General features: G+C 42.8%; 22 protein-coding genes, 1 pseudogene and 1 riboswitch. Of the genes and pseudogenes, 7 read left to right on the top strand and 16 right to left on the bottom strand.

Annotated features, from left to right (window positions below; genetic code table 11):
• The first annotated feature begins 9 nt into the window (after positions 1–9).
• Positions 10–309, top strand: a complete 300-nt coding sequence (locus QWY16_RS07215; protein ID WP_300992287.1) for a YtpI family protein — start codon at positions 10–12, stop codon at positions 307–309.
• Positions 310–349: 40 nt separating this feature from the next.
• Here the strand turns inward: QWY16_RS07215 and QWY16_RS07210 are convergent, their stop codons facing one another.
• Together QWY16_RS07210 and QWY16_RS07205 are read right to left on the bottom strand one after the other, a co-directional pair.
• Positions 350–1,657 carry a DRTGG domain-containing protein gene (locus tag QWY16_RS07210; protein ID WP_300992286.1) on the bottom strand — a complete coding sequence of 436 codons (1,308 nt, stop codon included), beginning with the start codon at positions 1,655–1,657 and terminating at the stop codon, positions 350–352.
• Between the two features lie 147 nt (positions 1,658–1,804).
• Positions 1,805–2,485: a metal-dependent hydrolase gene (locus tag QWY16_RS07205; RefSeq protein WP_300992285.1), complete on the bottom strand. Its 681-nt coding sequence runs from the start codon at positions 2,483–2,485 to the stop codon at positions 1,805–1,807.
• Between the two features lie 91 nt (positions 2,486–2,576).
• Here QWY16_RS07205 and QWY16_RS07200 point away from each other — a divergent pair, with 91 nt between their 5' ends.
• Complete coding sequence (locus tag QWY16_RS07200) at positions 2,577–3,674, top strand: M24 family metallopeptidase (protein WP_300992284.1); 1,098 nt, start codon at positions 2,577–2,579, stop codon at positions 3,672–3,674.
• A gap of 484 nt (positions 3,675–4,158) precedes the next feature.
• Here the strand turns inward: QWY16_RS07200 and ald are convergent, their stop codons facing one another.
• Positions 4,159–5,274, bottom strand: a complete 1,116-nt coding sequence (ald, locus tag QWY16_RS07195) for an alanine dehydrogenase (RefSeq protein WP_300992283.1) — start codon at positions 5,272–5,274, stop codon at positions 4,159–4,161.
• Between the two features lie 308 nt (positions 5,275–5,582).
• Between ald and QWY16_RS07190 the strand changes: the two are divergent.
• A pseudogene (locus QWY16_RS07190) lies at positions 5,583–6,026 on the top strand (universal stress protein); the annotation flags it as partial.
• A gap of 370 nt (positions 6,027–6,396) precedes the next feature.
• Here the strand turns inward: QWY16_RS07190 and QWY16_RS07185 are convergent.
• The 4 genes from QWY16_RS07185 to QWY16_RS07170 all read right to left on the bottom strand — a co-directional run bounded on the left by QWY16_RS07185 (position 6,397) and on the right by QWY16_RS07170 (position 10,851).
• Positions 6,397–7,932, bottom strand: a complete 1,536-nt coding sequence (locus tag QWY16_RS07185; protein ID WP_300992282.1) for a tetratricopeptide repeat protein — start codon at positions 7,930–7,932, stop codon at positions 6,397–6,399.
• Between the two features lie 370 nt (positions 7,933–8,302).
• Positions 8,303–8,743: a DUF4362 domain-containing protein gene (locus tag QWY16_RS07180; protein ID WP_300992281.1), complete on the bottom strand. Its 441-nt coding sequence runs from the start codon at positions 8,741–8,743 to the stop codon at positions 8,303–8,305.
• 63 nt (positions 8,744–8,806) lie between these two features.
• Positions 8,807–10,195 carry a M1 family metallopeptidase gene (locus tag QWY16_RS07175; RefSeq protein ID WP_300992280.1) on the bottom strand — a complete coding sequence of 463 codons (1,389 nt, stop codon included), beginning with the start codon at positions 10,193–10,195 and terminating at the stop codon, positions 8,807–8,809.
• Positions 10,192–10,851 (bottom strand): kinase, encoded by a 660-nt coding sequence (locus QWY16_RS07170; RefSeq protein ID WP_300992279.1) that lies wholly within the window; start codon positions 10,849–10,851, stop codon positions 10,192–10,194. Before QWY16_RS07170 ends, QWY16_RS07175 begins: the two co-directional genes overlap by 4 nt.
• 107 nt (positions 10,852–10,958) lie before the next feature.
• Positions 10,959–11,002: riboswitch (PreQ1 riboswitch) on the top strand.
• A 7-nt stretch (positions 11,003–11,009) separates the two neighbouring features.
• Here QWY16_RS07170 and queC point away from each other — a divergent pair.
• Genes queC through queE form a run of 3 tightly spaced genes read left to right on the top strand, consistent with a single transcriptional unit; the run spans position 11,010 to position 12,801 of the window.
• The gene (queC, locus tag QWY16_RS07165; protein WP_300992278.1) at positions 11,010–11,675 is read left to right on the top strand and encodes a 7-cyano-7-deazaguanine synthase QueC; all 666 of its coding nucleotides are present in this window, start codon (positions 11,010–11,012) and stop codon (positions 11,673–11,675) included.
• Entirely contained in the window at positions 11,672–12,097 is a 426-nt protein-coding gene (gene queD, locus QWY16_RS07160) for a 6-carboxytetrahydropterin synthase QueD (RefSeq protein WP_300992277.1), read from the top strand. The genes queC and queD overlap by 4 nt, the downstream gene beginning before the upstream one ends.
• Positions 12,094–12,801 carry a 7-carboxy-7-deazaguanine synthase QueE gene (gene queE / locus QWY16_RS07155; RefSeq protein ID WP_300992276.1) on the top strand — a complete coding sequence of 236 codons (708 nt, stop codon included), beginning with the start codon at positions 12,094–12,096 and terminating at the stop codon, positions 12,799–12,801. The genes queD and queE overlap by 4 nt, the downstream gene beginning before the upstream one ends.
• A 573-nt stretch (positions 12,802–13,374) precedes the next feature.
• Here the strand turns inward: queE and QWY16_RS07150 are convergent.
• The 8 genes from QWY16_RS07150 to QWY16_RS07115 form a co-directional block, all read right to left on the bottom strand.
• A complete protein-coding gene (locus QWY16_RS07150; protein ID WP_300992275.1) occupies positions 13,375–14,193 on the bottom strand; it encodes an STAS domain-containing protein in 819 nt (272 codons plus the stop codon).
• Between the two features lie 160 nt (positions 14,194–14,353).
• The gene (gene nhaC, locus QWY16_RS07145) at positions 14,354–15,745 is read right to left on the bottom strand and encodes a Na+/H+ antiporter NhaC (RefSeq protein WP_300992274.1); all 1,392 of its coding nucleotides are present in this window, start codon (positions 15,743–15,745) and stop codon (positions 14,354–14,356) included.
• Between the two features lie 326 nt (positions 15,746–16,071).
• Positions 16,072–17,139, bottom strand: coding sequence for an AbrB family transcriptional regulator (locus tag QWY16_RS07140; protein WP_367281335.1), 1,068 nt, complete (start codon positions 17,137–17,139; stop codon positions 16,072–16,074).
• Between the two features lie 192 nt (positions 17,140–17,331).
• Complete coding sequence (locus QWY16_RS07135) at positions 17,332–17,721, bottom strand: GNAT family N-acetyltransferase (RefSeq protein ID WP_300992273.1); 390 nt, start codon at positions 17,719–17,721, stop codon at positions 17,332–17,334.
• Between the two features lie 203 nt (positions 17,722–17,924).
• Complete coding sequence (locus QWY16_RS07130; protein ID WP_300992272.1) at positions 17,925–18,407, bottom strand: DUF5063 domain-containing protein; 483 nt, start codon at positions 18,405–18,407, stop codon at positions 17,925–17,927.
• A 68-nt stretch (positions 18,408–18,475) separates the two neighbouring features.
• Entirely contained in the window at positions 18,476–18,781 is a 306-nt protein-coding gene (locus QWY16_RS07125) for a hypothetical protein (RefSeq protein WP_300992271.1), read from the bottom strand.
• Positions 18,782–18,932: 151 nt separating this feature from the next.
• Positions 18,933–19,823 (bottom strand): DMT family transporter, encoded by an 891-nt coding sequence (locus QWY16_RS07120; protein WP_300992270.1) that lies wholly within the window; start codon positions 19,821–19,823, stop codon positions 18,933–18,935.
• Between the two features lie 102 nt (positions 19,824–19,925).
• Positions 19,926–20,435, bottom strand: coding sequence for a GNAT family N-acetyltransferase (locus tag QWY16_RS07115; protein ID WP_300992269.1), 510 nt, complete (start codon positions 20,433–20,435; stop codon positions 19,926–19,928).
• Positions 20,436–20,580: 145 nt separating this feature from the next.
• On the opposite strand from QWY16_RS07115, the gene QWY16_RS07110 reads away from it, so the two are divergent.
• Entirely contained in the window at positions 20,581–21,768 is a 1,188-nt protein-coding gene (locus tag QWY16_RS07110) for an MFS transporter (RefSeq protein WP_300992268.1), read from the top strand.
• Here the strand turns inward: QWY16_RS07110 and QWY16_RS07105 are convergent.
• Positions 21,763–22,317 carry a GNAT family N-acetyltransferase gene (locus QWY16_RS07105; protein WP_300992267.1) on the bottom strand — a complete coding sequence of 185 codons (555 nt, stop codon included), beginning with the start codon at positions 22,315–22,317 and terminating at the stop codon, positions 21,763–21,765. The genes QWY16_RS07110 and QWY16_RS07105 overlap by 6 nt on opposite strands.
• Positions 22,318–22,339 lie beyond the last annotated feature (22 nt).

Genomic DNA, 22,339 nt, shown 5'->3' with positions numbered 1-22,339 from the left:
AGGTCCCTAATGTTAGTATTTGTCGGTTTAATCATTGTATCATTTGTTTTTTATTTTTATTATAAAACAAAACAGTTCCGCGCAACGCTTCCAATTCGCAAGAAATGGTATGCGGCGGTTGCTTCTTTTTCACTGGGCAGTTTCATTTTCTTCTTTGGAGTCAATGTCCTTTTCGTCAACCAGTCGGCTGTAACGTATATTGTTTCTGCCATTTTTATCATTCTTGGCATTGCTATGATGATTACCAATTATAAAGCAGCTAAACATTACCATAAGTTCGTAGCAGAAGAAACACGGCTGAATCAGTAAAAGTCTCTCCTAATGGGGAGATTTTTTTTTGCCTCTTCAGTCATCGATCCAATAATTGGAACGTCAATAACGCTTTTCCGACTATCTTATTGTCAAATACCACTTCTACATCCACTTTGGCGGATTTTCGGCTGATATGCAAAATCACTGGTTTCACAAGCAAGGTTGAGTCCAGTTGAACTGGATGCAAATAATAAACGGACATATTTTCTAATGCGCTGTCTCTTCTGTTTTTCGTTTTAAGCGCTGCCGTCGCCGCTTCCACTAAAATCGTGGTATAGGCGCCATATGAAACAGAACCATAGGAGTTCGTCATTTGAGGGGAGACCCGGAATTCCAATACTAATTTCTCTGATTGCTGCAGACGCAGCTGGCTCTTGATGATGTCGTCAATCGTCTCTCCTTGCTGCGGTTGGCGCTGGGCCGTCTGAATGGCTTTTAAGACATCTTGGCGGCTGATGACCCCTTTCAGTTTTCCATGGTCATCGGTAACCGGCATTAAATCTATGCCTTCCCAGATCATCCGATGGCCAGCTGACGCGACACTTGTTTGAAGCGAAACAGTGATTGGATCCCGCGTCATCACTTTCTCAACAGTCTCTTCATCGGTATGGCCGATTACATCTCGGGATGTAATAATGCCAACCAATTTGCCACTTTGATCAATTACCGGGAAACCGCCATGCGTCGTTTCTTTGTTCAGCTCACGGTAACGGCTGATCGGGTCTTTTTCAAACAGCAAATGGGTGTTTTCCAACGGGATTAAAATATCCTCAATCAACAGGATTTCTTTCTTGATCAGCTGATCGTAGATAGCGCGGTTGATCATTGTAGCGACCGTAAATGTATCATAGCTGGTTGAGATGACGGGCAATTCATATTCATCTGCCAATCGCTTGACAGCGTCTGTGGCATCAAAACCACCCGTCACCAGTACAGCAGCTCCCGCTCTCAATGCATATTCATGGGCTTTAAGGCGATTGCCGACAATCAGCAGATTGCCCGCTTCCGTATAGCGCATCATGTCTTCAAGCTGCATTGCGCCAATAACAAATTTCGTCAACGATTTATGAAGCCCGGCTCGTCCGCCCAACACTTGGCCATCGACGATATTGACGATTTCTGCGTATGTCAGGCGTTCAATATTCTCTTTCTTCTTGCGCTCAATTCGAATCGTACCTACCCGCTCAATTGTCGAAACAAGCCGCTGCGTTTCTGCTTCTTTAATCGCCCGATACGCCGTTCCTTCACTGACCTGCAGTTCTTTCGCAATCCGCCTTACCGAAATTTTCTCTCCAACCGGCAGCGTCTCGATATACTCCAGAATCTGTTCGTGTTTCGTTGCCATAAACTCACCTTTTCTTTCTGCTTCCTCTTCCCTTTAGTGTACCATATTCCTTAGTGAAACGAAGAGGTCTGTGTGGCTGGAAAGTCTCAGCAAAATGAAATTTTCGCCTCAAAAAAATCCGGAGAAACGAGTTCTCCGGAAATCCGTTCACAGGTCGATTATTCCTCCAACCTGCATGATATTCACTTCTGCATTTTTCACCATCGCTTTGAACTGTTCCGGATCCTGTTTGATCGGCGGGAACGTATTATAATGGATCGGCACCACGGTTTTAGGCTTCAATAACTCTGCCGCGTATGCGGCATCTTCCGGCCCCATCGTGAAAAAGTCGCCAATCGGCAAAAATGCCACATCAATGTTGTTGCGTTCCCCGATAATCGCCATATCCCCGAACACTTCCGTGTCCCCTGCATGGTAAATCGTTTTTCCTTCCGCTTTGAAGAGAATTCCTGCCGGCATCCCGCCATAGATGACTTCGCCGTCATTGGTGGTGTATGAAGAACTATGGAACGCTTTTGTATACTTGACCGTTCCAAATTCGAATTTGTGAGAGCCTCCGAGGTTCATCCCCACCGCATTGACTCCAAGGCCTGCCAGGTAATTTGCCAGTTCAACCGGTGCGACAACTTGCGCTTCATTGCTTTTCGCCAGTTCAACCGTGTCGCCTACATGGTCGTTATGCGCATGCGTCAATAAAATAACATTCGGTTTTTCTTCCTCTACACTCAAATCCGTCAAGCTGTTGCCGTTGATAAACGGATCGATCAGAATAGTGGTGCCTCCTGTTTTGATTTTCACAACAGAATGTCCGTGATAAGAAATTTGCATGAAATCCCTCCTGAGTTTATTGGCAATCATTTCAAGCAGTATTATACCCTGATTTTTGATATGCTACACATATAAAGAAGGAGGAATACATATGAATAAAATTAAGCAACTGCAAGATTATTTAAACGAATTCGAAATCGACGCTGCGTTTGTCACAAATCCAGACAACGTTTTTTACACCAGCGGATTCAAGAGCGACCCGCACGAACGCCTCCTTGGAGTCATGGTTTTGAAAGATGCAGAGCCGTTTTTGATCTGTCCGCAGATGGAAATTCCAGATGCCCAAAACGCCGGCTGGAGCGGCGATATTGTCGGTCATGTCGATACCGAAGATGCGATGGCAGTTTTGCATCGCGCCGCTTCAGAACGCTCAAAAAATATCCGCAGAGTTGCGATTGAAAAATCGCATATGACGGTAGACCGCTACGATGCACTGAATCGCTTATTCGACACTCCGGAATTTATCGCATTGGATGATAAAATCAATGCGATGCGGGTCATCAAAGACGAAGCCGAACTTCAAATTTTAAGAGAAGCCGCTGAATTGGCTGACTATGCAATCGAAATCGGAGCCAAAACCTTGCGCGAAGGCATCACGGAAATCGAAGTGATGACCGAAATCGAATTGGCGCTGAAAAAACGCGGTGTCACCCATATGTCATTTGATACAACTGTTCTCAGTGGACCTAAAGCGGCATCGCCGCACGGCAAAACAGGTGACCGCAAAATTCAGAAAGGCGATTTGGTTTTATTCGATCTTGGCGTTGTCCATAAAGGCTATTGCTCAGACATTACACGGACTTTGGCATTCGGTGAACCGAATGAAGAACAAAAGAACGTTTACGATGTTGTGCTGCGCGCTGAACTGGCGGCGGTAAATGCGGTCAAACCAGGAATCACTGCAGCTGAACTGGACCAGGCTTCCCGCCAGGTCATTGAAGACGCCGGCTATGGGGAATACTTCACTCACCGGTTAGGCCATGGGCTTGGCATTTCGGTCCACGAATTCCCATCTCTTCATGGTTCCAATAATATGGCCATGGAAGCTGGAATGGTCTTTACGATTGAACCAGGCGTTTATGTGCCAGGAAAAGTCGGCGTCCGCATTGAAGATGACGTCGCTGTAACTGAAAACGGCGTCGAAGTATTGACGAAATATCCAAAAGAACTTCAAATCATAAGCAACTAAGAAAAGGCAGTTCCGCCGAAAACGGAACTGCCTTTTTTAATATTGTTTTGAAATCACAATTTTATGACATCATGATATTTCGCAAAAAAGTTTCAAAGACACCACACCAGGTTTGTGAGGACAAATCTTTGTCTTTGCGACGAAGCGTGCAGCACAGCGATACAGAGACAGTAGCAATACGGTTTTCTCCACTGTTAAACTTCTAACTTCATATCTTGAGAGTAGAACCAATCAATAGAAAGCTTTCTTAAACAGTCCTTATTTTAGAAAACAACTAAAAGAAACCTAAAAGAAGCTGAATGCAGCGAAAGGCGGCGACTTCTGCGGGAATAGCGCGAGCTGAAGACCCTGGACTGAGCAAAGCGAAGGAAGCGGCTGAAGCCGTGCCCGCGAAAAGCGTCCGCCCTGGAGCGAAATGCTTCCTAACAAGTTCTTAACATACAAAAAAGCAGTTCCGCAAAAAACGGAACTGCTTTGGTATTTCTTATGCCAATAATTCGTCGACTGATTTGTATTCGACGCCTTGGTCTTTTGCAACAGCTTCATACGTTACATAACCTTGGAAAGTGTTGACGCCTTTTTTCAATGCTTCGTTTTCAAGCACAGCTTTTTCAAAACCTTTGTTAGCAATTTGCACTGCATACGGAACCGTTACGTTTGTCAGACCCATTGTTGAAGTCCGCGGAACTGCTCCTGGCATATTTGCGACAGCGTAATGGACAACATTATGTTTTACATAAGTCGGGTTGTCGTGAGTTGTGATGCGGTCGCTTGTTTCGAATATTCCGCCTTGATCGATTGCGATATCCACCACGACAGATCCTGGTTTCATGGATTTAATCATATCTTCAGACACAAGTTTTGGAGCTTTTGCGCCTGGAATTAATACAGCACCTACAACTAAATCTGCTTCTTTTACAGAATCAGCAATGTTCAATGGATTCGAAATCAATGTTTGAACATCTCCACCAAACAAGTCGTCAAGCTGGCGAAGGCGATCCGGGTTCAAATCAAGAATAGTGACGCTTGCTCCCATGCCTACTGCGACTTTTGCTGCATTCGTTCCAGCAACACCGCCGCCGACAATCGTTACTTTACCGCGTGAAACGCCTGGGATGCCCCCAAGCAGAATTCCACCGCCACCGTGAATTTTTTCGAGGAATTGGGCGCCGATTTGAGTTGACATTTTGCCTGCTACTTCGCTCATCGGTGTAAGCAATGGCAATGATTTGTTTGGAAGCTGAACTGTTTCATAAGCAATTCCGATTACTTTAGAATCAAGCATCGCTTGTGTCAATTCTGGCTCAGGAGCCAAATGAAGATATGTAAAGAGAATCATGCCTTCTCGGAAATAACCGTATTCTGATGCAACCGGTTCTTTTACTTTCATAATCATTTCCTGAGCCCATGCTTCTTCAGCAGTTTCTACGATTTGAGCTCCAGCCGTTTTGTAATCTTCGTCTGTAAAACCTGAGCCAAGACCTGCCCCAGATTGGATAACCACTTCATGGCCAAAAAGCGCTAAATTGACAACGCCGGCTGGCGTCATTGCTACTCGATTTTCATTGTTCTTAACTTCTGTCGGTACCCCAATACGCATTACAAAACCCTCCATTTGTGTTCTTTAGAATAGTAATTTAAGAAAAATTTGAAATATGTAAAGCAACTCTATTCTATCAGATATTTCAGGATTTGACTTATTTTTTTGTAATTAGTCTCTTTTTTCATTTAATTGTTAATTTTCTACTTATAGTTATTCGGATTTTAGTATATAGATTTACTACCTTCTGTTATATAGATATAATAGTCTTCCGTATAAAAGACAGATAGTTGCAAAAGTTCAGGATAAAAGAAGGAACTTACAGTAATTTATCGAAATGTATAACTATAGACAAGGAGGAATGCAAAATGACGTTAAAGTATTCACAAATTCTAGTAGCAGTTGATGGTTCTAAAGAAGCGGAATGGGCTTTCAAAAAATCGGTTGGCATCGCCAAACGGAACCATGCCACATTGAATTTAGTAAATATCATTGATACTCGATCTTTTGCCGCTATTGAAGCTTACGATCGCTCAATTGCAGACCGTGCCCAGAAATTTGCTGAAGATTTACTCGGAGGCTATAAAAAAGAGGCCCATGCAGCAGGCGTCGAAAGCGTCAATATTCTCGTGGATTATGGTTCGCCAAAATCAATGATTTCCCGGGAACTGGCTAAAAAAGTAAGTGCTGATCTGATTATTTGTGGAGCGACTGGATTGAATACAGTTGAACGTTTCCTCATCGGCAGTGTCTCCGAGCATATTGTGCGCTCGGCAAAATGTGACGTACTGGTCGTACGCACTGAAGAAGTAGACGATGATATTAACGATGCCAATTCCTACAGAACAAGTGACGAAGCCGGCTCTGACCAGAATGCAGAGCATATTGTAGGCGACAAAACATTGATTCAAAGGGGTTCAGATTCAGAAGTAGGAAAAGATATCGGCAGACGATAATATTCCGTAAAACAAAGTAAAAGACTCTGTTTGCCGGCCATTGCAAACTGAGTCTTTTTTTACTTCTATATAGCTGGTATTCACCAAATTCTTATTTCGTTTTTATTAGAATTCAGCGATTTGTTGACGAAATCATATTCACTTGTTCACCTCCTTCCTTTTACAATTTAAAAACAAAAAGACAGAAAGCTCTTAGCTCTTTGTCTTTTTGTTTTTATCCTCTTTATTAAAATTCACCAGCATACTGTTTCTTTAACCTATTATTCAACTCTTCTACTACCAAAGGATTCCACACCAATTCTTGGTCCATAAGCATTTTATAGCCTCCCACAGGATTGGAGTCATTGACTTTTTGATAAGCCTCTATTAAAAGTTCAAGTTCTGCGGGATCATAATAATCCCCTTGTGAATCATTGAGCACCTGCGCTTCCTTCGCATGTACCAAAGACTTTTGCGGGTTGACCAGCAATTGAATTTCTGCTAATAACAAGTCATCTATTTTAAACTCCTCATTATCATTCTTGATTTTCTTTTCAAGAGAAACAATGGCTTTTCCATAAAAGCCTTGTTCTAAGTACAAATCCGTTCTAACCCAATGAGCTTCATCGGCATCATAAATATCGTAGCTTTCCATAAGTTCGTTTAGAGTTTCTTCAGCTTCCGCATATCGCTTCGACTCAATTGCAACAGAGGCCCGTTCGAACTTAGCATTTCTAGCTTGCTGCTCTTTTTCCAAGCCTCTCAAGAAAGTATTTTGAAATTCCTCTATCTCCATGCCGGTCAACTCTTGAAGATTTTCATAAAATTCATTTGTCGTCTTAGATTCTAACATCTCCGGGATGAATTCCGTGCCATGATCTCCGACTAATGACTGAATGGCTAAATAGCTCTGGGCATACGGATTAAAATTTCTCGAAGCCGCTCTTTCAAACTCCATAGCTGAATCCAAATTATGAAAATCAATGACTTTTACATTTTCAAGCTCATACCAGTAACTGCTGTCTTCCGCTAAAAAGTCTGCCAGTCCTTCTTCAAACCATACCGGTATCCGGTTAATAGACAAGTGATTTTCTTCGGAAAACAAATGGCTTTGGTAATGGGTGTATTCATGCAAAAGAATGACTTCCCACATAATATCTTCGGGAACTAAATGGATGGTCCGGTTGTATGTGCTGTAATAGCCCGCTATTCCCTCCATGCCTGAATTGGCTTCCAGCGATTTGTAGTTTTCATGGAATTCTATGGTCAATCCTTCATCGTTCTCAATAGCAAAATAGGAATCGAATAAATCTTCTTTTTCCTGCAGCAGCTCATCGATTTTTTCAACATGCTGTTCACTTTCCTGTGAATAAAAATAAGTAACGCCATTTTTTTCGGTCTTACTTAATTCTTTTTGAGATGGCACTTGAAAAACTGTGCTGGCAAAAAGCCGTGCTTTTTCTTCATATGCTAAGTTGTTATCTTTCACCGTATATTCCACGTATGAATTAGCAAATGTGATTAATCCGACGACGATAGACAATGAAACGGCAAAAATCATCAGAACAGTGTATTCGCCGGTGCTGCGGAGACTCATAAATTCCAGTCTTTGTGTCAAAATCCCGTAGACACTCATAATAAACAAGACCATGCATATTAGAAGAAACACGGCGGCTATCATCAGCCCGCCAAGCAGCCCTTGATTGAAAATCAGCAAATAACTCCCGAATGACATGGCAATCAAAATTAAAAATAATATAAAGTATTTCATTATTTTTTTCATTTCGGGCCTCCGTTATTTTTCATCGCTTAAGGGGTACAGGATTGAAAGTCCATCTACAATAAACGCCATATTCATTTCAATCAATTTCTCTATATTTCATCAGCAGCTTGTTTAGAAAAGTCTTCCCTATACTATTCCCGTGATAAGTTGCAATTACGCCAAAACCTGACACGAAAGATTGAAGAACTGATATAAATTTCACCAAGGCGCAAGCCGCCTTTATTTAGAGAATAGACTGGCAGCCAATTAGTTGAAACCTTTTACCTAATCCTAATAACCTTGTTCTTTCCTATATTTTAATAACAAATATAGACTGCTGTAATGCAAAATAAAACAGTGCTTCCAATATAGAGGCACTGTTGAGCCTAATTTATTTTCCGATGCTTAATATTATCGGATTCATATCTGAATCGCATTCAGCCAATACATAATCAGTAAAGTCTGCCTGTTCTACTTTTTCTATTGAAGTACAAGTCAGTTCCATGACTTCTCCAGAGCCATAGTTGTCTTTGCTGGAATCGTATACATATTGAATCATTTCCCCATTGAAGGTAAGGTCTTGGTATATCGGGTCGCCTTCAATGGTGTAATTGACAATGCGGATGGCATCTTCTTGCCCTTGGTCAACGTATGACAAGAACCTCTCAAACCTGTCCAAGTTTTCAATTTCTCCATGCCGGTTAAAAATTCGATCTCTTCCAGATGAATCATCGTCATTTGCATCAGGATTTCCTGGATCTTCAGCAGAGCTTTGGCAGCCGGCAGCCAATAACGCAAATCCGATCAGTAAAACCTTTTTCAAGTTTCCCATTATTCACACCTTCTTTTTCAATTAGACGAAAGTGTCCATTGAAAATTACATGTTCCTGCTAATTTATTTCAGCCAGCTATCCAAAAATTTTCTCTGCTCTTCCCCATAATAGTCTATAAAAAACTCTTTGAACTCAGGCGTATTGACATTCTTGAATTGAAATTCCTGATAATATGCGGAAAGAAATTCAAGCGCTTCTTCCTGGCCGCCTCTTTCATTGAAAAAATCCCGCAATAATAGCGGCGCTTCCCCGTATACAGTGGAAGCATATGACCCTTCATTGAACTTTTCCAGCGGTAAATTCACATAGTTTGCAGTTGGGTAGGAAGCAGCGAAGTCTTGGGCTGAACTAAAGCCGTACTGTTCATCATTATAGTAATCCGCTAAAAAAATGGATGCCGCAAATTCCGTCAGGCTTTCATCCGCCCAAGCGTCTTCGTACGGGTCATTGCCGACAATATAATAAAACCATTGATGGGCAATTTCGTGGACTAATACTTCGTCAAGGGCATCGCGAGTTTTAGCCACTTCTATGACGTTCGGATATTCCATATAACCGTCATTTGCAATGATATCAAGTTCCGGAAACGGGTTGTCCCCGATATTTTCTTCGAAGAAAGTATAAGCTGCTTTCGCCATGACTATATTTTCGTCAAGAAAGTCTTGGTCAATCGGCGTAAACAGCCGCAATACCGTGCCGTTTGCTTGTACGGATTCATGCAGCCATTCTTCCGTATTCAAAAAAGCCACATAGAAATCCTTGATGCGCTCTCCTTTTACGGTTCCCGAGGAACTTGGCTCAATGTTTCCTTCGATGGCCGAACTGGCTACGAAATACTCTTTAGGCAAACTATAGCTCACTTCAAAATTGCCGAAGCCGGTATGGTAAGATTCTCCGAGCATATCAAAGTCCTCAATATCCCATCCATTGTCATATTGAGCCAGCATCGGATACCATTGCGCTAGAAAGTAATTATCACCGACTTGGGACAAGCGCATGCCGTCCCTTGGAATCTGCAATGTATAATCAATCACCACTTGTTGGCGGTTTTCAGGTTCCAAAGCATTTTCCAACTCAATCAGCAGCTCATTATTCTCTAGGTTATAAGCCAATTCTCTATCGCCCTGCTTGACTGAATTGACGGCTATTTCTGCTGCTTCCTGCGCCAGTTCTGAAAGTTCTTGTGAGTTAATGGCATTGGGCACAAGATAAAAACCGAGGTCTTCAAAAGCTTCTTCTGATTCATTTAACACTTCGATTTCTGTGCTGATGTGAAACCGGTTCTGCTCATCCAGTTCAAGGTCTATGTTGTAGTCCGCGCTCGCGCCCATTTCGGTTGAACCTTTTTCATTGCTGTCACGCGACAAGAAAACAAGAAGCACTCCGACCACAACCGCAGCCACCGCCACTAAAATCCAAATCATTCGTTTGTTTTTCACCATGCTGGTCATTTGAAATCTCCTATCTTTCTGACGGCATTCTCAAACAGCCAATCAGCCTGTTCTGCGGGTTTTACTGTTTCTTCATAATAGGCTTCCGCTTTCCAATAGCGCCGCTTTAACAAATCGGTTTTGTTTCGCATGTCTTGAGGTTCCCTGAAAAAGCGGTCTTCTGCCGAACATTCCAAGTACACCACTTGATCAAAAAAGTTCCTCCATTCTTTGCGCTGCAGAAATACGCCTTCGATCAAAACGACTCCTTCATCTGGAAGGTCAATGGTTTTTAAACTATGGCTGTCTTTTTCAGTATCGTAATACCACAGCTCCAGAAAATTAGCGCTTTTCAATTTGCCAAAGAAAAACTCGGCCAGATGTTCAGCTTCCCATTGCAAAAAATAATACTCCTGCCATTCTTCCAACCCTGTGCCATAGCGCCGCTTGCGTTCCACAATAAAGTCATCGGTGTGGAATACCTGAACAGAAATACCGGCGCCTATTAAATACTTCTCTAATTCGCCGGCAAAAGTGGTTTTGCCTGACCGGCTTAATCCATCAATTCCAATAATCGTTTTACTTGGAAAATTATGCAGAGGGATATTCCTGAAAAAATCTTCGTATTCTATTTTCAACTTCCAATCAAACCTTTCCTTGATTCTTCTTTTTATCATTCGACAATTGGCTGTTTTTTCCTTCCGAAACTTTTTAAAATGGCACTATTCAAATTTGCTTTCATTACTATTGCCCTTGCCGTTCTATGTTATTATTAACAGTGGTCGAAAAAGAGGTTCGCAAACTCCCTCTCTAAAAAACTAAGGAGATGTTTTAATTGAAAAAAGAAAAAGCGGTTGTCGTTTTCAGCGGCGGCCAAGACAGTACCACTTGCCTGTTCTGGGCATTGAAAAATTTTAGCGAAGTTGCCACGGTGACATTCGATTACGGCCAGCGCCACTCAGCTGAGATTGAATGTGCACGAAAAATTGCAGAAGAACTCGGCGTTTCTTTCAAAGTGCTCGACATGACGTTGATCAATCAGCTGTCAGCTAATGCGCTGACCCGTGATGACATTGAAGTGACGGCAAAAGAAGGAGAACTGCCATCAACTTTCGTGCCAGGCAGAAATCATTTATTCTTTTCATTTGCAGCTGTTTATGCAGATGCCATCGGCGCACGGCATTTAGTCACAGGAGTCAGCCAAACAGATTTCAGCGGCTACCCGGATTGCCGCGATACATTTATCAGATCGCTGAATGTGACATTGAACCTCGCGATGGACAAACAATTCATCATTCATACGCCATTAATGTGGCTTGATAAGTCGGAAGTGTGGGAACTCGCAGATGAATTGGATGCCCTCGACTTTGTGCAAGACAAAACCTTGACGTGCTATAACGGAGTTCCAAGTACAGGCTGCGGCGAGTGTCCGGCATGCGTCTTACGCAACGAAGGACTTGCGGTATACAAAGCGCGGAAGTCAGCAGGTGAACCTGTATGATGCAGCAATTCTATCCAGCAGTTCCACATGAATTCCGTTTTGAACTGAACAAAGACTTGAATTTCTCGGCAGCGCATTTTATCCCGAGCGAAGACGCCGGGCAATGTAAGGAAATGCACGGGCATACCTACTTCGTCAATGTCACAGTCGGCGGAGATGAACTGGATGCTATTGGTTTTCTGATTGATTTTAAATCCATAAAAAAAGCCATCCATAAAAAATACGATCACTCGGTTTTGAATAATCATCCTGAATTCGAAAACAAGTTTCCTACAACAGAACTTTTGGCTCAGCAAATTTGGCAATCCATCCAGGATATTCTCCAGGCTACTGCCAATAAACCAACTTGCCTGCAAGTCATCGTGCGCGAGACTCCGACAAGCTATGTCGTTTACCGCCCGCGCAAGGAGGACTTGCTATGAAAATACCGGTAATGGAAGTTTTCGGTCCGACGATCCAAGGAGAAGGAATGGTCATTGGACAAAAAACGATGTTTGTCCGGACAGCAGGATGTGATTATTCCTGTTCTTGGTGCGACTCCAAATTCACTTGGGACGGCACAGGCCGCAGCGTTTCTAAGCAGCCAATCGACATTATTGAAGAGCTGAAGAGTATCGGTGGCGAAGCATTTTCGCATGTAACGATTTCCGGTGGCAACCCGGCCCTTCATAAAGGAATAGGAGAACTTGTCGACTTATGCCATGAAAACGGCTGGAAAGTCGGAGTAGAAACACAAGGCTCGATTTGGCAGGACTGGATGCCGAAAATTGACGACATCACAATTTCACCAAAGCCGCCAAGTTCTGGCATGGTCAGCGATTTTGAGAAATTGGATGGCTTTTTGCAGAAGTTGAACGACTCAAATGCCAGCTTGAAAGTCGTCATTTTCGACGAAGAAGATTTTAAGTATGCAGAAGATGTCCACTTGCGCTATCCAGGCGTCCCGTTCTTTTTACAGACAGGCAACAGCGACACAGCAACAACCGATGATGCACATTTGACGGCTACTCTTTTAGAGCGCTATGAATGGCTGATTGGCCAGTCGATCCGTTCTGCGATTATGAACGACGCCAAAGTCTTGCCGCAGCTCCACGCACTTGTATGGGGCAATAAACGCGGAGTATAAATATAAGAAAAAGCGTGGAATCATTATTGATTCCACGCTTTTTACAGGCTGTCGAGAAACTTTCGACAGCCTTTTCCATTTCGCTCCAGGACGGACGCTTTTCGCGGGGGACTGCCTGAGCCTCCTCGCTCGCTGGCGAAAACCGTGTGCTCCTGCATCACTGCGCTAGCTTCGTCGCAAATGAAAGGGGCAAAAGTAATTTGCCCCCTTCATTCCCTGCGAGGTCTCAGGACTCGCCCTATTCCCGCAGATGTCGCCGCCTTCCGCTGCATTCAGCTCGCTTTTGCCCCCTTTAGAGACGCTCTAAAAGTGTGACTGTTTGAGAAAGCTCTCTTCTGTTGCTTCCTGCTCTCCAGATATGGAGCCAAACAGCGGAGACGCCTGCGGGATAGCGAGACAGCCGAGACCCCGCAAGGCGCGAAGCGGCTGAGGAGGCTTGGCGCTCGCCCGCGGCAAGCGCAGCTGGTTGGCGGAATATCGGTTAATCGATGATACCTAATACAAATTTCAACTTTCTCAACAAGCTGGAAAAAGCGTGGAATCATTATCGATTCCACGCTTTTTTATTCCTTCTCAGCTGATGCTTTTCAAGGCTTGCTTTACAGTGGCAAAAGACTCGATTGTCGACATGTCTATGCCGCTTTTAATGATCGTCTGTGCCAAATCTGGCCGCAACCCGGCCGCAACCACATGAATCCCCATCAGCCTAAGTGTGCTTCCAATTTGATGAATCGCTTCTGCGACTTGAACGTTAATGGTCACCAGGCCCGAAAAATCCGAAATCACATGTCCTACATTCATATTTGCTAATCTCGGAATAACATTGTCGATAATATGCTTGATCCGCTCTTCATCAATAAAACCAATCAGCGGCAACACGACAATATCATCTTTTATAGGAACAATCGGAGCTGACAATCTTGTCAGTTCTTTTTTGGTTTCTTCCTGATACTGGGCAGAAAGCCGTTCAAACGCAAAAAAGGTTTCGTTCAAACTGACATCCAGCAGCGTATTAATCCGTTTGAATATGAATGCCGATTCCTTAACGGTCAAATCCAAGTCTATGCTGATATCAGTGAATAGTTCATTGAAAATTTCTCTTGTAGGAGAATAGCGGATGACGATTTCAGAGATTCTGCCTCCAGCTGACACTTGCATGGCGGCATTCTTTTTACTCCATTCGATTAATGGCTCTGGAACCGACTCTTCATCTTCGTTCACCAACAGATCTCCAAAAAAACTCAAAAGCTGATTGTACATTAAAATCGCTTGTTCCCTCTCCGCTTCCGAAATTATGAGATCCATTCTGCGGATCACATTATCGACGATATCAATGGGCAACGCGTCGATATTTTTCTGTATGTATTGGGAAAAACTATAAATTCCGTTCATTGTAATTCCACCTTTTTCTATTCTCGTCTCTTTATTATAGCTTAAAATAGTATTTTTTCTTAGCACAATTTGTAAGTACACGAAAATTTTACTTAAAATAGATTAATACAAAAAAGCTGCCTGCATTTGATCTGCAAGCAACTTTTTTAAAAATTAAATTTTATTGCGGTTCCACTTTCCGGAAAGTCAAGGTTTTTCCAGTGTAGCCATATAAAACTGTTAATATCGGTGATAATAGGCAGAAGAAAGCGAACGGCAAGTATTCCAAAGTAGAAACCCCTAATATGGAAGTGATGAAAATACCGCAGACGCTCCAAGGGACAAGCGGATTGACGACTGTTCCGGCATCTTCCATCACCCGGCTTAAGTTTTTACCGGTTAAGCCCAGTTTTTCATATTGTGTATAAAAAGCTTGACCGGTCAATAAAATCGACAGGTACTGCTCTCCAATCAATATATTGATGCCGATTGCCGTAAATGCAGATGCTGCAATGACAGAAGAAACCTTTTTCAAGACGCTTTCCAGCTTCGCCAGCAAACATTGGACAATCCCTAATGTGAAAAGCAAGCCACCCATGCTGAGCGCAAGCAAGACCAATCCAATTGTAAACAGCATGCTTTCCATGCCCCCTCGCGAAAGCAATGCATCTATTTCAGTAACACCTGTTTCAGATACGAACCCACTATACAAGACGGCCATAACTTCAGCAGCACTATAGCTGTGGTGGAAAAAAGAAACGATTACAGCCGTCAAGGAACTGATGGCCAATGTCATCATTGCTGGAACTTTTCCTATCGTCAAAACGATTAAGGCAAGTAATGGTATCATTGTATACCAATGAACAGCCCCCGTTTCAAGGAGCCCTTGCTGGAAGAATGCGACATCATCCACTTCACCCATTGATGCATCGGGAGACAGGACAGCAAAGAATATTAAAGACAATATGAAAGCAGGCACTGTCGTCCATCCCATATTGCGGATGTGTTCAAACAAATCCACGCCAACCATTGAAGAAGCTAAATTCGTCGTATCCGACAAAGGAGACATTTTGTCTCCGAAAAAAGCACCGGAAACAATTGCACCGGCAGTAATTGCGAGTGAAATATCCATTACAGCTGCCATGCCGATAAAAGCAACTCCTACTGTAGCAACGGTGGTCAATGAACTGCCAATCGATATCCCTATGATCGAGCAGACAACAAAAACAATTGCAAAGAAGAACAAAGGAGTTACCAGATTAAAGCCAGCATAAATCAGTGTTGGAATGGTCCCACTCATCATCCACGTACTGATTAAGATGCCAATAAAGAAAAACAGGAAGACGGCACTCATGCCTGCCCCAGCTCCCGCTACCAATCCACTTTCCAGTTTGTGATAAGGCACTTTTTTAAACAGGCCAAAGCAAAACAGCAACATGATGGATAAGAGAATCGGAATATGCGGGACTGCTTCAAATCGGATGAGGCTTACGCTAATGATCAGAACAATCGAGACGATCAATGCGACCGCTTCTTTGACTGATGGTGAAATAACTTCTTTAATTTGAAACATGAATGATTCCTCCTGAAATTAAAAAATTAGAATAAAAAAAACCTATCATCCCCATAAAAAAGGGACGAAGGTTTTCTCCGCGCTACCACCCAATTTGACGGCTATTAACCATCCACTTCATTAAAAAGTTGAAAAAACGGATGGCGTACTTCATCCATATCGCTGCCTGAATTTTCACCGCTCATCCAGTCTCTGCTTGCTGCACACGAAAAGATTACTGTACCATCTTCAACATTGCTTATTATATTTACACAATCAATTGTTTTAAATATTATCATGTTCCTAAAGCAAGTCAAGGCCATATTTTTACAATTTATGCATTCTGCTTAATTTCCATTAGCTGAATCGGCTAAATCGCTCTGTTTTGCTTTAGTTTCCCGCCCAGCCAAAAGTTTTACAAAAGGCACGATAAAAACTGAAAGAAATAAAATCCGGAATAATTGGAACGCAGTAACCACTGTGACATCCGCCTGGACCGAAGCAGCAATAATTCCCATCTGGTCGAGCCCGCCCGGCACAACGCTTAAAAAACTAGTGGAAAAACTTAACATATATATGTCCTGTAAAATAAAGCTGATGCCGTATGCCACTGCTATCAAAACAGCACTTGAAAAAAACGAATAAAAAATCAGTTTTGGCGTCAGTTTTATATCTTCTTTCTTTAAAAGAAGACCGATATAGATTCCTATCAGCAATTGGGCAATATGCAGCAAAAGACTTGGCATAAGCGGTACTTCGATGCCCACGATATTCAACAGCATGATGAAAAAAATGGGGCCAAGCAAAAAAGCTGTTGGCACTTTTATTCTGCTGAATACCATACCAGACACATAACAGAGAACTAACAGACCCAAAAGATAAAATGAATAATTGCCTTCAGCGATTTCCCCAGCCTGCGGTGAATTTCCACTTGCAACGATAAAAGGCACAATTGCGACGATCAGCAAGACTCGCAGTACATGATAAAACGTCACAGCAGCTAAATCGACGCCTTTCTGCTCTTCTGCGAAGGTGATGATTTGCGACATTCCACCTGGGACGCAGCAAGTCATAGCCGTGGCTTTATCCACTTTCGTCCGGACAGCCATGATAAAACTGATGAGCAGGAAAAGCAGAAAAAAGACAATATTAATCAGCAGCATGGCTCCAAAATACTGTTTCATTCCTTGCAATGCTTCTAAAGTAAAAGCAAAACCGATTACATATCCGGCAATCACCAGCCCCGTATTCCGAAAAGCTGGATGCCATTTCAAAGAAAGTGGGGTAAAAAATTGAACTGCTAGAACAGCAAAAAGCGATCCTAGCAGCCAAGGCATCGGAGCTCCAATAACTTCGAATAATAAAGCTCCAGCCAGTCCTACAATAAATGCTTTTCCCATCGGATGTATGGTCACATCGGTCATCTACTTTCTTGGAATCCAATCTCATTCTTCAATTATAGCTTTTTTTCCTCTCTGATAGAGTAAATATTTGCTTCACTGCCAGATTGTTTAAAAGCAGCAAAAAGCCTGCCCTTAGCGGCAAGCTTTTAAGTTGACTCTATTCTTTTCCACTCGGCTGAACGGCTTTCCATTACTTCGCCTTCTTCAAGAAATGGCCTGCTCTTTATAATATGGAATCGGCACATCGGATGTCCCTCGGACTTTGGCAAGAAATCTGGCTGCTTCTTTGGATAAATACATTTCTTTCTCTTGCATTTGATTACGCAGAACCTCCAGCATTCTTTGAGCCGTTTCTTCGCCTTGGTAAGACGGATTCACCGAGAAATGCAGAAGGATAAAATGGTTTTCATGCAGTTCTATCCCCACAAGCCCTGTTACATTGTCTCCTTCTTTCCAAAGAAACAATTGCCAATTCGGATTTTGCTCATATTCTTGGATGGTCTCCTGTAATTTTTTAAAATTAAACCCTTTGGACATTAAAGACAGTAACCCCATTGCGACCTTTTGATATGATTTTTTGTATTTGCATAACATCCTGCTACCCCTCGATTTCAAATTCTAAAATCTTTTTCTCTTTATTCTATAAATTGGCATCACCATTAAAGTTCCTTATCCTACGTTTATATACTCTTTTTTTCTGAAATTTAAACATTTATTTTTATTACGTATTTTTCGAGCATAGACATAAAAAAGTCCGCCATTTCAAGACAGACTTTTTTTATCCATATCATAAACCTTCAAAAAGATGCAAGATAATTCACCGAATGCAATGCACGTATGGCACTGGCTGCATGTGTGCCCCAATGAATTTCGAAATTGTATTTCCATTCCCAGACTGCTTCGGCATGGTCACCTTGTTCATAAAGGATTAACCCTCGTTTGATGTCACTGTAAATATCCAGTATGTCGTCAGTCAAAGTTTCGTTTAAAGGCTCTTCCATCATTTCTTCCAAATCCTCATCCGAGTGATAGGGATCATAAACTCCCCAGTAGACATTATGAGTTCCAAAATCAACTTGTGGAAGTTGAAAATCAATATCAAAAGAATCATCTTTTCCAGGCTCGGCTTCTGGCAGATAAAGGCCTTTCGTGTACAGTTCAGTAACTGCAACATGTAATTGCTTGAATTTCTCAATTTCGCCTAAAGAGCCTAACGATTCAATTAAATTGCAATAGTTCTTCGCTGCCTGCAAAAAAGTTTCTACTTTTATTGTTTCCATATCCCTGTCACATCCAGTCCTTGAGTATGCTTCTATATTAAATAGCCATTTTTCCATCTGACTGTTCGCTACTTCTTTTTCATGAGCTTCGTATACTCTTGATGTACAAAATCCCTGAATTTCTCCTGTTCTTCTGTGTATTCAAGAAGCTGCATGGTGTTTTTGGTGTCTCCCAGAAATTTTCTCACTTTCGAATTGTAACGGATGATATGGTCATACCTAAAATCCTGTCTAATCGCGGCAAACCAGTCTTCTTCATTTAACCGTTCCACATTCTTCTCGAAATTCGAAGGGCTTAAAAGAACGTTTTGCAGTTTATCCCCGGCTTTGAATAACACCGCATTCCCTAATATCCTGAATACAAATTCAAACATGAAAAGCCATCCCTTCTAAATCGTTCTTGAACCTTCCCTTATCTGATAATGAGCCAGTAAAGCCGTTTTTTAACAAGCGCTTGCTGCATTATATAGGAACACCCATAAAATCGTTAAATGGCTTCACTAAATTAAATTCTCGCTTTTCCTATTAAATTCCTTCTTTAGGAATTGCTTCTGCCATTCGCTTATCCGGCCAGTTCACTAAAAAAATCCCAGCGAAAATCATAGTGCCGCCGGCAAGCAAAGTAAAACCGATTTCCTCGCCAAGCAATAGCCAACCGGAAATGATTCCGAAGAATGGCGCTAAAAACAGAAACGCACTGACTTTTCCTGGGTTGCCGTTTTGCAGCAGGAAAAACCAGACAGCAAATTGGACAATTGATGCTGGAATAGCTAGCCATAATACGATAAAAATTGAAGCAGGGTTGATCACCAGCTGTGTATTTTCCAGCAGCAAGCTGCCCACCAGCAACAGGATTCCGCCAAAAAGCATTTGATAGGCGGTCAAGACCCAAATGTCAAAGCGTTGTCCCCATTGTTTAATCAGCAAAGTGGCCACTGCCCAAAAAACCGCACTTGAAAATCCTAAAAGGGTGCCGACTTCTGCTTGAAGCTGTCCGCCCATTGTAACAAATACTCCGATAAATCCAAGGAGCACGCCGCTCCATTGAACGGGCCGGTACTGGATGCCGAGGGCAAGTGTACCAAAGACCACCACGAGCAGCGGGTTCATGAAAGTCAAAATGGCAGATTCTCCGGCCGTGATTGTCCGCAAGCTCAAAAAGATGGCACCCATCACGCCTGTTGTCTGGAAAGCGCCGATCAATAAAATCCGCAGCCAATCTTTCAGTTTTTTCGGATGCGGCCGCTTTAAAATCAGTACGATGGCACCCATCAATATTCCCGCCAGCGTAAAACGCATGCCAATCAATAATAAAGGAGATATATAGGACATTCCGATTTTTCCTACCGCAAAAGAAGAACCCATTAAACTCGTTGTCAGAATGACCAGCAGCGCAAAAGCTAATTTATTGTTCAAATTCTAGTCTCCTTTAAAATTCTTAAAAACCTGTATCTCCAACTCTGTCGACTAAAGAGGACATTAATGTTTTCTTCACCTGTGCAGCATTACCCTTCTTTTCTAAAGCCGCCGCCAATATCTTAGAGAAACCGGATTTTCTTTTTCGATGGAACGGTATACTGGCTGTTCACTGCAGCATATAAATTCCCGTGCTTCATAAAAAGGGATGCCTTTTTGATTTTCTTTGGCGACTGATACCCATTGATCCTTGGCGCCGAATTCTTCTTTCTGCTGGCGGGTTATTGCGTCCAAAAGCATCGTCCCGATTCCTTCTCCCCGCCTTATGGGGTCCAAGTAAAGAACGAAAACTTCCCCCGTTGTTTCAGCGATCATTCCACCGCCTCCGGCTCCAATCACTTCACCGTCTTCGAGGGCGACGAAGTATCCGCCCCATTCTTTTCCGCTATTTGTCACTTCGTTCAATATTCGCTTCTCGTTATAAAATTCCTGGACCACAGCCTTAATATATTTTTTTGAGAACATCTCGCTATAGGTTGCCCAGTAGCCCTCCGTGCAAACCCGGGCAATTCCTTTTACATGTTCGGGTTCTGCTTTACAAATAAGCACCATTATAAAACTCCTTTCAATTGCTTGCATAACCGAGGATTTTTTAGCAATTTTTAACGAATTGATTTTTCAGGTATTCATATTCCATTTTTTTGTTTATGCTTTTATTAAAATAAAAGCCGTAGCAGGTACATTAGGAGGCTGGGCAATGATAACTCGGAAAACCGTCATTTTACTTGGCTTATCCCAGCTGATTTGCTGGGGCATCTCTTATTATTTGATCGCAGCATTCGGGGAAGTGATTTCCGGGGATCTTAATTGGAGCAGAACTTTGGTATATGGCGGATTCTCTGCAGCACTGCTCATCATGGGCCTCACTTCTCCTTTAACCGGCAAACTGATTGACCAGTACAGCGGGCGCTTTGTTATGTCTGCAGGATCTATACTCCTTGCAATCGGCTGTTCCGGAATTGCCTTATCCCAGTCTCTTTTGGTTTACTACCTGTCCTGGATTGTATTGGGTTTTGCCATGCGCTTGACTCTTTATGACGCTGCTTTCGCTTCATTGGTCCGAATTGCCGGTTCCGGAGCGAAACGGTCCATTTCGCAAATCACGCTTCTCGGAGGTCTCGCTTCGACCATATTTTGGCCCATCGGCTTTTTTCTTGCGGAATCATTTGGCTGGCGAGCTGCTCTTCTGGTGTATGCCGGTTTTGCTCTTTTGACTCTTCCATTGCATTTGGCTATTCCACAAGAACGTTTCACAGAAGGCAATAGCGCTGTGAGCTCGGATAAAGGTGCTTTACCGAAAATGAACCTGACCGGCCGTGAACGCTTTATTTCCGGCAGCCTCTATGCGCTGATTTTCTCTCTGCTTAGCTTTTTGAATTCTGCGATGTCCGCTCATATGATTGGCATATTATCCGGCCTCGGCCTCGCGGCAGCTGTTTCCGTCTGGATTTCCACTTTGCGGGGAATCGGCCAATCTCTGGCACGGGTGACTGAGGTATTATTCGGAAGCCGCCTGCATCCTTTCACGCTGACAATTTGGGCTTCTGGATTGCTGCCCCTTTGCTTTATCTTTGGCTTATTCAGCGGCAAACTTATTATGACTGCGTTCATCTTCGCGTTTCTTTACGGTGCCGGCAACGGATTGATGACCATCGTCCGCGGCTCTCTGCCGCTTGTTCTATTTGACAACTCCACCTACGGCTCATTTGTCGGTAAATTGCTCATGCCAAGTTTTTTATTGTCCGCTATTGCACCCATTGTCTACTCGTTGATCATCGAAAAATATGGTGAACAAGCTGCCCTTGCTCTTTCTGCCGCTCTTGCTTTTGCTGTTTTCAGCGCCGCTGTCCTATTGAAGAAGAGATATCCATATAGAACTTCATAAATCTTCAACTTCAGCTTTTTTAAATTCCATCAGCCAGCAATCTTTCATTTCCCCTTCATGCAGCTCATGCGCCGGAAGAAATTTTATTTTCTTGAAACCGCATTTCTCGTAGCAGGCTATAGCCCGTTCGTTCCAGACCTCTGGATCCATTACGAGAACATTTGCCTGTTTTTCAGATAATAAATATTCTTTAATCAGGTTAACGAGCAGTTTCCCCAGACCTTTACCCCAATAATCCACTTCTCCTATGAATTGGTCGGTACCATAGATAATTTCTTCCGGATTCCAATATCCATATTCCATTCTGTCTTGTTGATCCAAAGGATAAAATTGAATAAAGCCAATCGCTTTTTCTTCGTATTCGACGATGCACCTGGTCGTCTCATCTTCCTGTCGATAAAAATGCCGGTCTACTTTTTCCAAGTCATGGGGATTGTCCCGCCCTTCGTAGTATTTCAGTACTTCCGGGTCGGTCAGCCATTTCACCATCATTTCTTTGTCCGCTTCCTGCAATTTCCGGATCATCATTTTTTCGTTTTGGATCAACACTGCACTTACCTCCTCCGAAAGC

The organism is Planococcus shenhongbingii (genome assembly GCF_030413635.1).
GTDB lineage: Bacteria > Bacillota > Bacilli > Bacillales_A > Planococcaceae > Planococcus > Planococcus shenhongbingii.
Note: the sequence above shows the minus strand (reverse complement) of the source record. Positions and strands in the feature narration are given on the sequence as shown.

What these genes read in the sequence shown, in the direction of transcription:
- QWY16_RS07110 (WP_300992268.1), top strand. Translation starts at nt 20,581, where the DNA reads ATGATAACTCGGAAAACCGTCATTTTACTTGGCTTATCCCAGCTGATT.
- QWY16_RS07200 (WP_300992284.1), top strand. Translation starts at nt 2,577, where the DNA reads ATGAATAAAATTAAGCAACTGCAAGATTATTTAAACGAATTCGAAATC.
- ald (WP_300992283.1), bottom strand. Translation starts at nt 5,274, where the DNA reads ATGCGTATTGGGGTACCGACAGAAGTTAAGAACAATGAAAATCGAGTA.
- QWY16_RS07170 (WP_300992279.1), bottom strand. Translation starts at nt 10,851, where the DNA reads ATGATAAAAAGAAGAATCAAGGAAAGGTTTGATTGGAAGTTGAAAATA.
- QWY16_RS07175 (WP_300992280.1), bottom strand. Translation starts at nt 10,195, where the DNA reads ATGACCAGCATGGTGAAAAACAAACGAATGATTTGGATTTTAGTGGCG.
- queE (WP_300992276.1), top strand. Translation starts at nt 12,094, where the DNA reads ATGAAAATACCGGTAATGGAAGTTTTCGGTCCGACGATCCAAGGAGAA.
- QWY16_RS07135 (WP_300992273.1), bottom strand. Translation starts at nt 17,721, where the DNA reads ATGTTATGCAAATACAAAAAATCATATCAAAAGGTCGCAATGGGGTTA.
- QWY16_RS07180 (WP_300992281.1), bottom strand. Translation starts at nt 8,743, where the DNA reads ATGGGAAACTTGAAAAAGGTTTTACTGATCGGATTTGCGTTATTGGCT.
- QWY16_RS07125 (WP_300992271.1), bottom strand. Translation starts at nt 18,781, where the DNA reads ATGTTTGAATTTGTATTCAGGATATTAGGGAATGCGGTGTTATTCAAA.
- QWY16_RS07210 (WP_300992286.1), bottom strand. Translation starts at nt 1,657, where the DNA reads ATGGCAACGAAACACGAACAGATTCTGGAGTATATCGAGACGCTGCCG.
- QWY16_RS07130 (WP_300992272.1), bottom strand. Translation starts at nt 18,407, where the DNA reads ATGGAAACAATAAAAGTAGAAACTTTTTTGCAGGCAGCGAAGAACTAT.
- QWY16_RS07115 (WP_300992269.1), bottom strand. Translation starts at nt 20,435, where the DNA reads ATGGTGCTTATTTGTAAAGCAGAACCCGAACATGTAAAAGGAATTGCC.
- nhaC (WP_300992274.1), bottom strand. Translation starts at nt 15,745, where the DNA reads ATGTTTCAAATTAAAGAAGTTATTTCACCATCAGTCAAAGAAGCGGTC.
- QWY16_RS07185 (WP_300992282.1), bottom strand. Translation starts at nt 7,932, where the DNA reads ATGAAAAAAATAATGAAATACTTTATATTATTTTTAATTTTGATTGCC.
- QWY16_RS07150 (WP_300992275.1), bottom strand. Translation starts at nt 14,193, where the DNA reads ATGAACGGAATTTATAGTTTTTCCCAATACATACAGAAAAATATCGAC.
- QWY16_RS07205 (WP_300992285.1), bottom strand. Translation starts at nt 2,485, where the DNA reads ATGCAAATTTCTTATCACGGACATTCTGTTGTGAAAATCAAAACAGGA.
- QWY16_RS07215 (WP_300992287.1), top strand. Translation starts at nt 10, where the DNA reads ATGTTAGTATTTGTCGGTTTAATCATTGTATCATTTGTTTTTTATTTT.
- queD (WP_300992277.1), top strand. Translation starts at nt 11,672, where the DNA reads ATGATGCAGCAATTCTATCCAGCAGTTCCACATGAATTCCGTTTTGAA.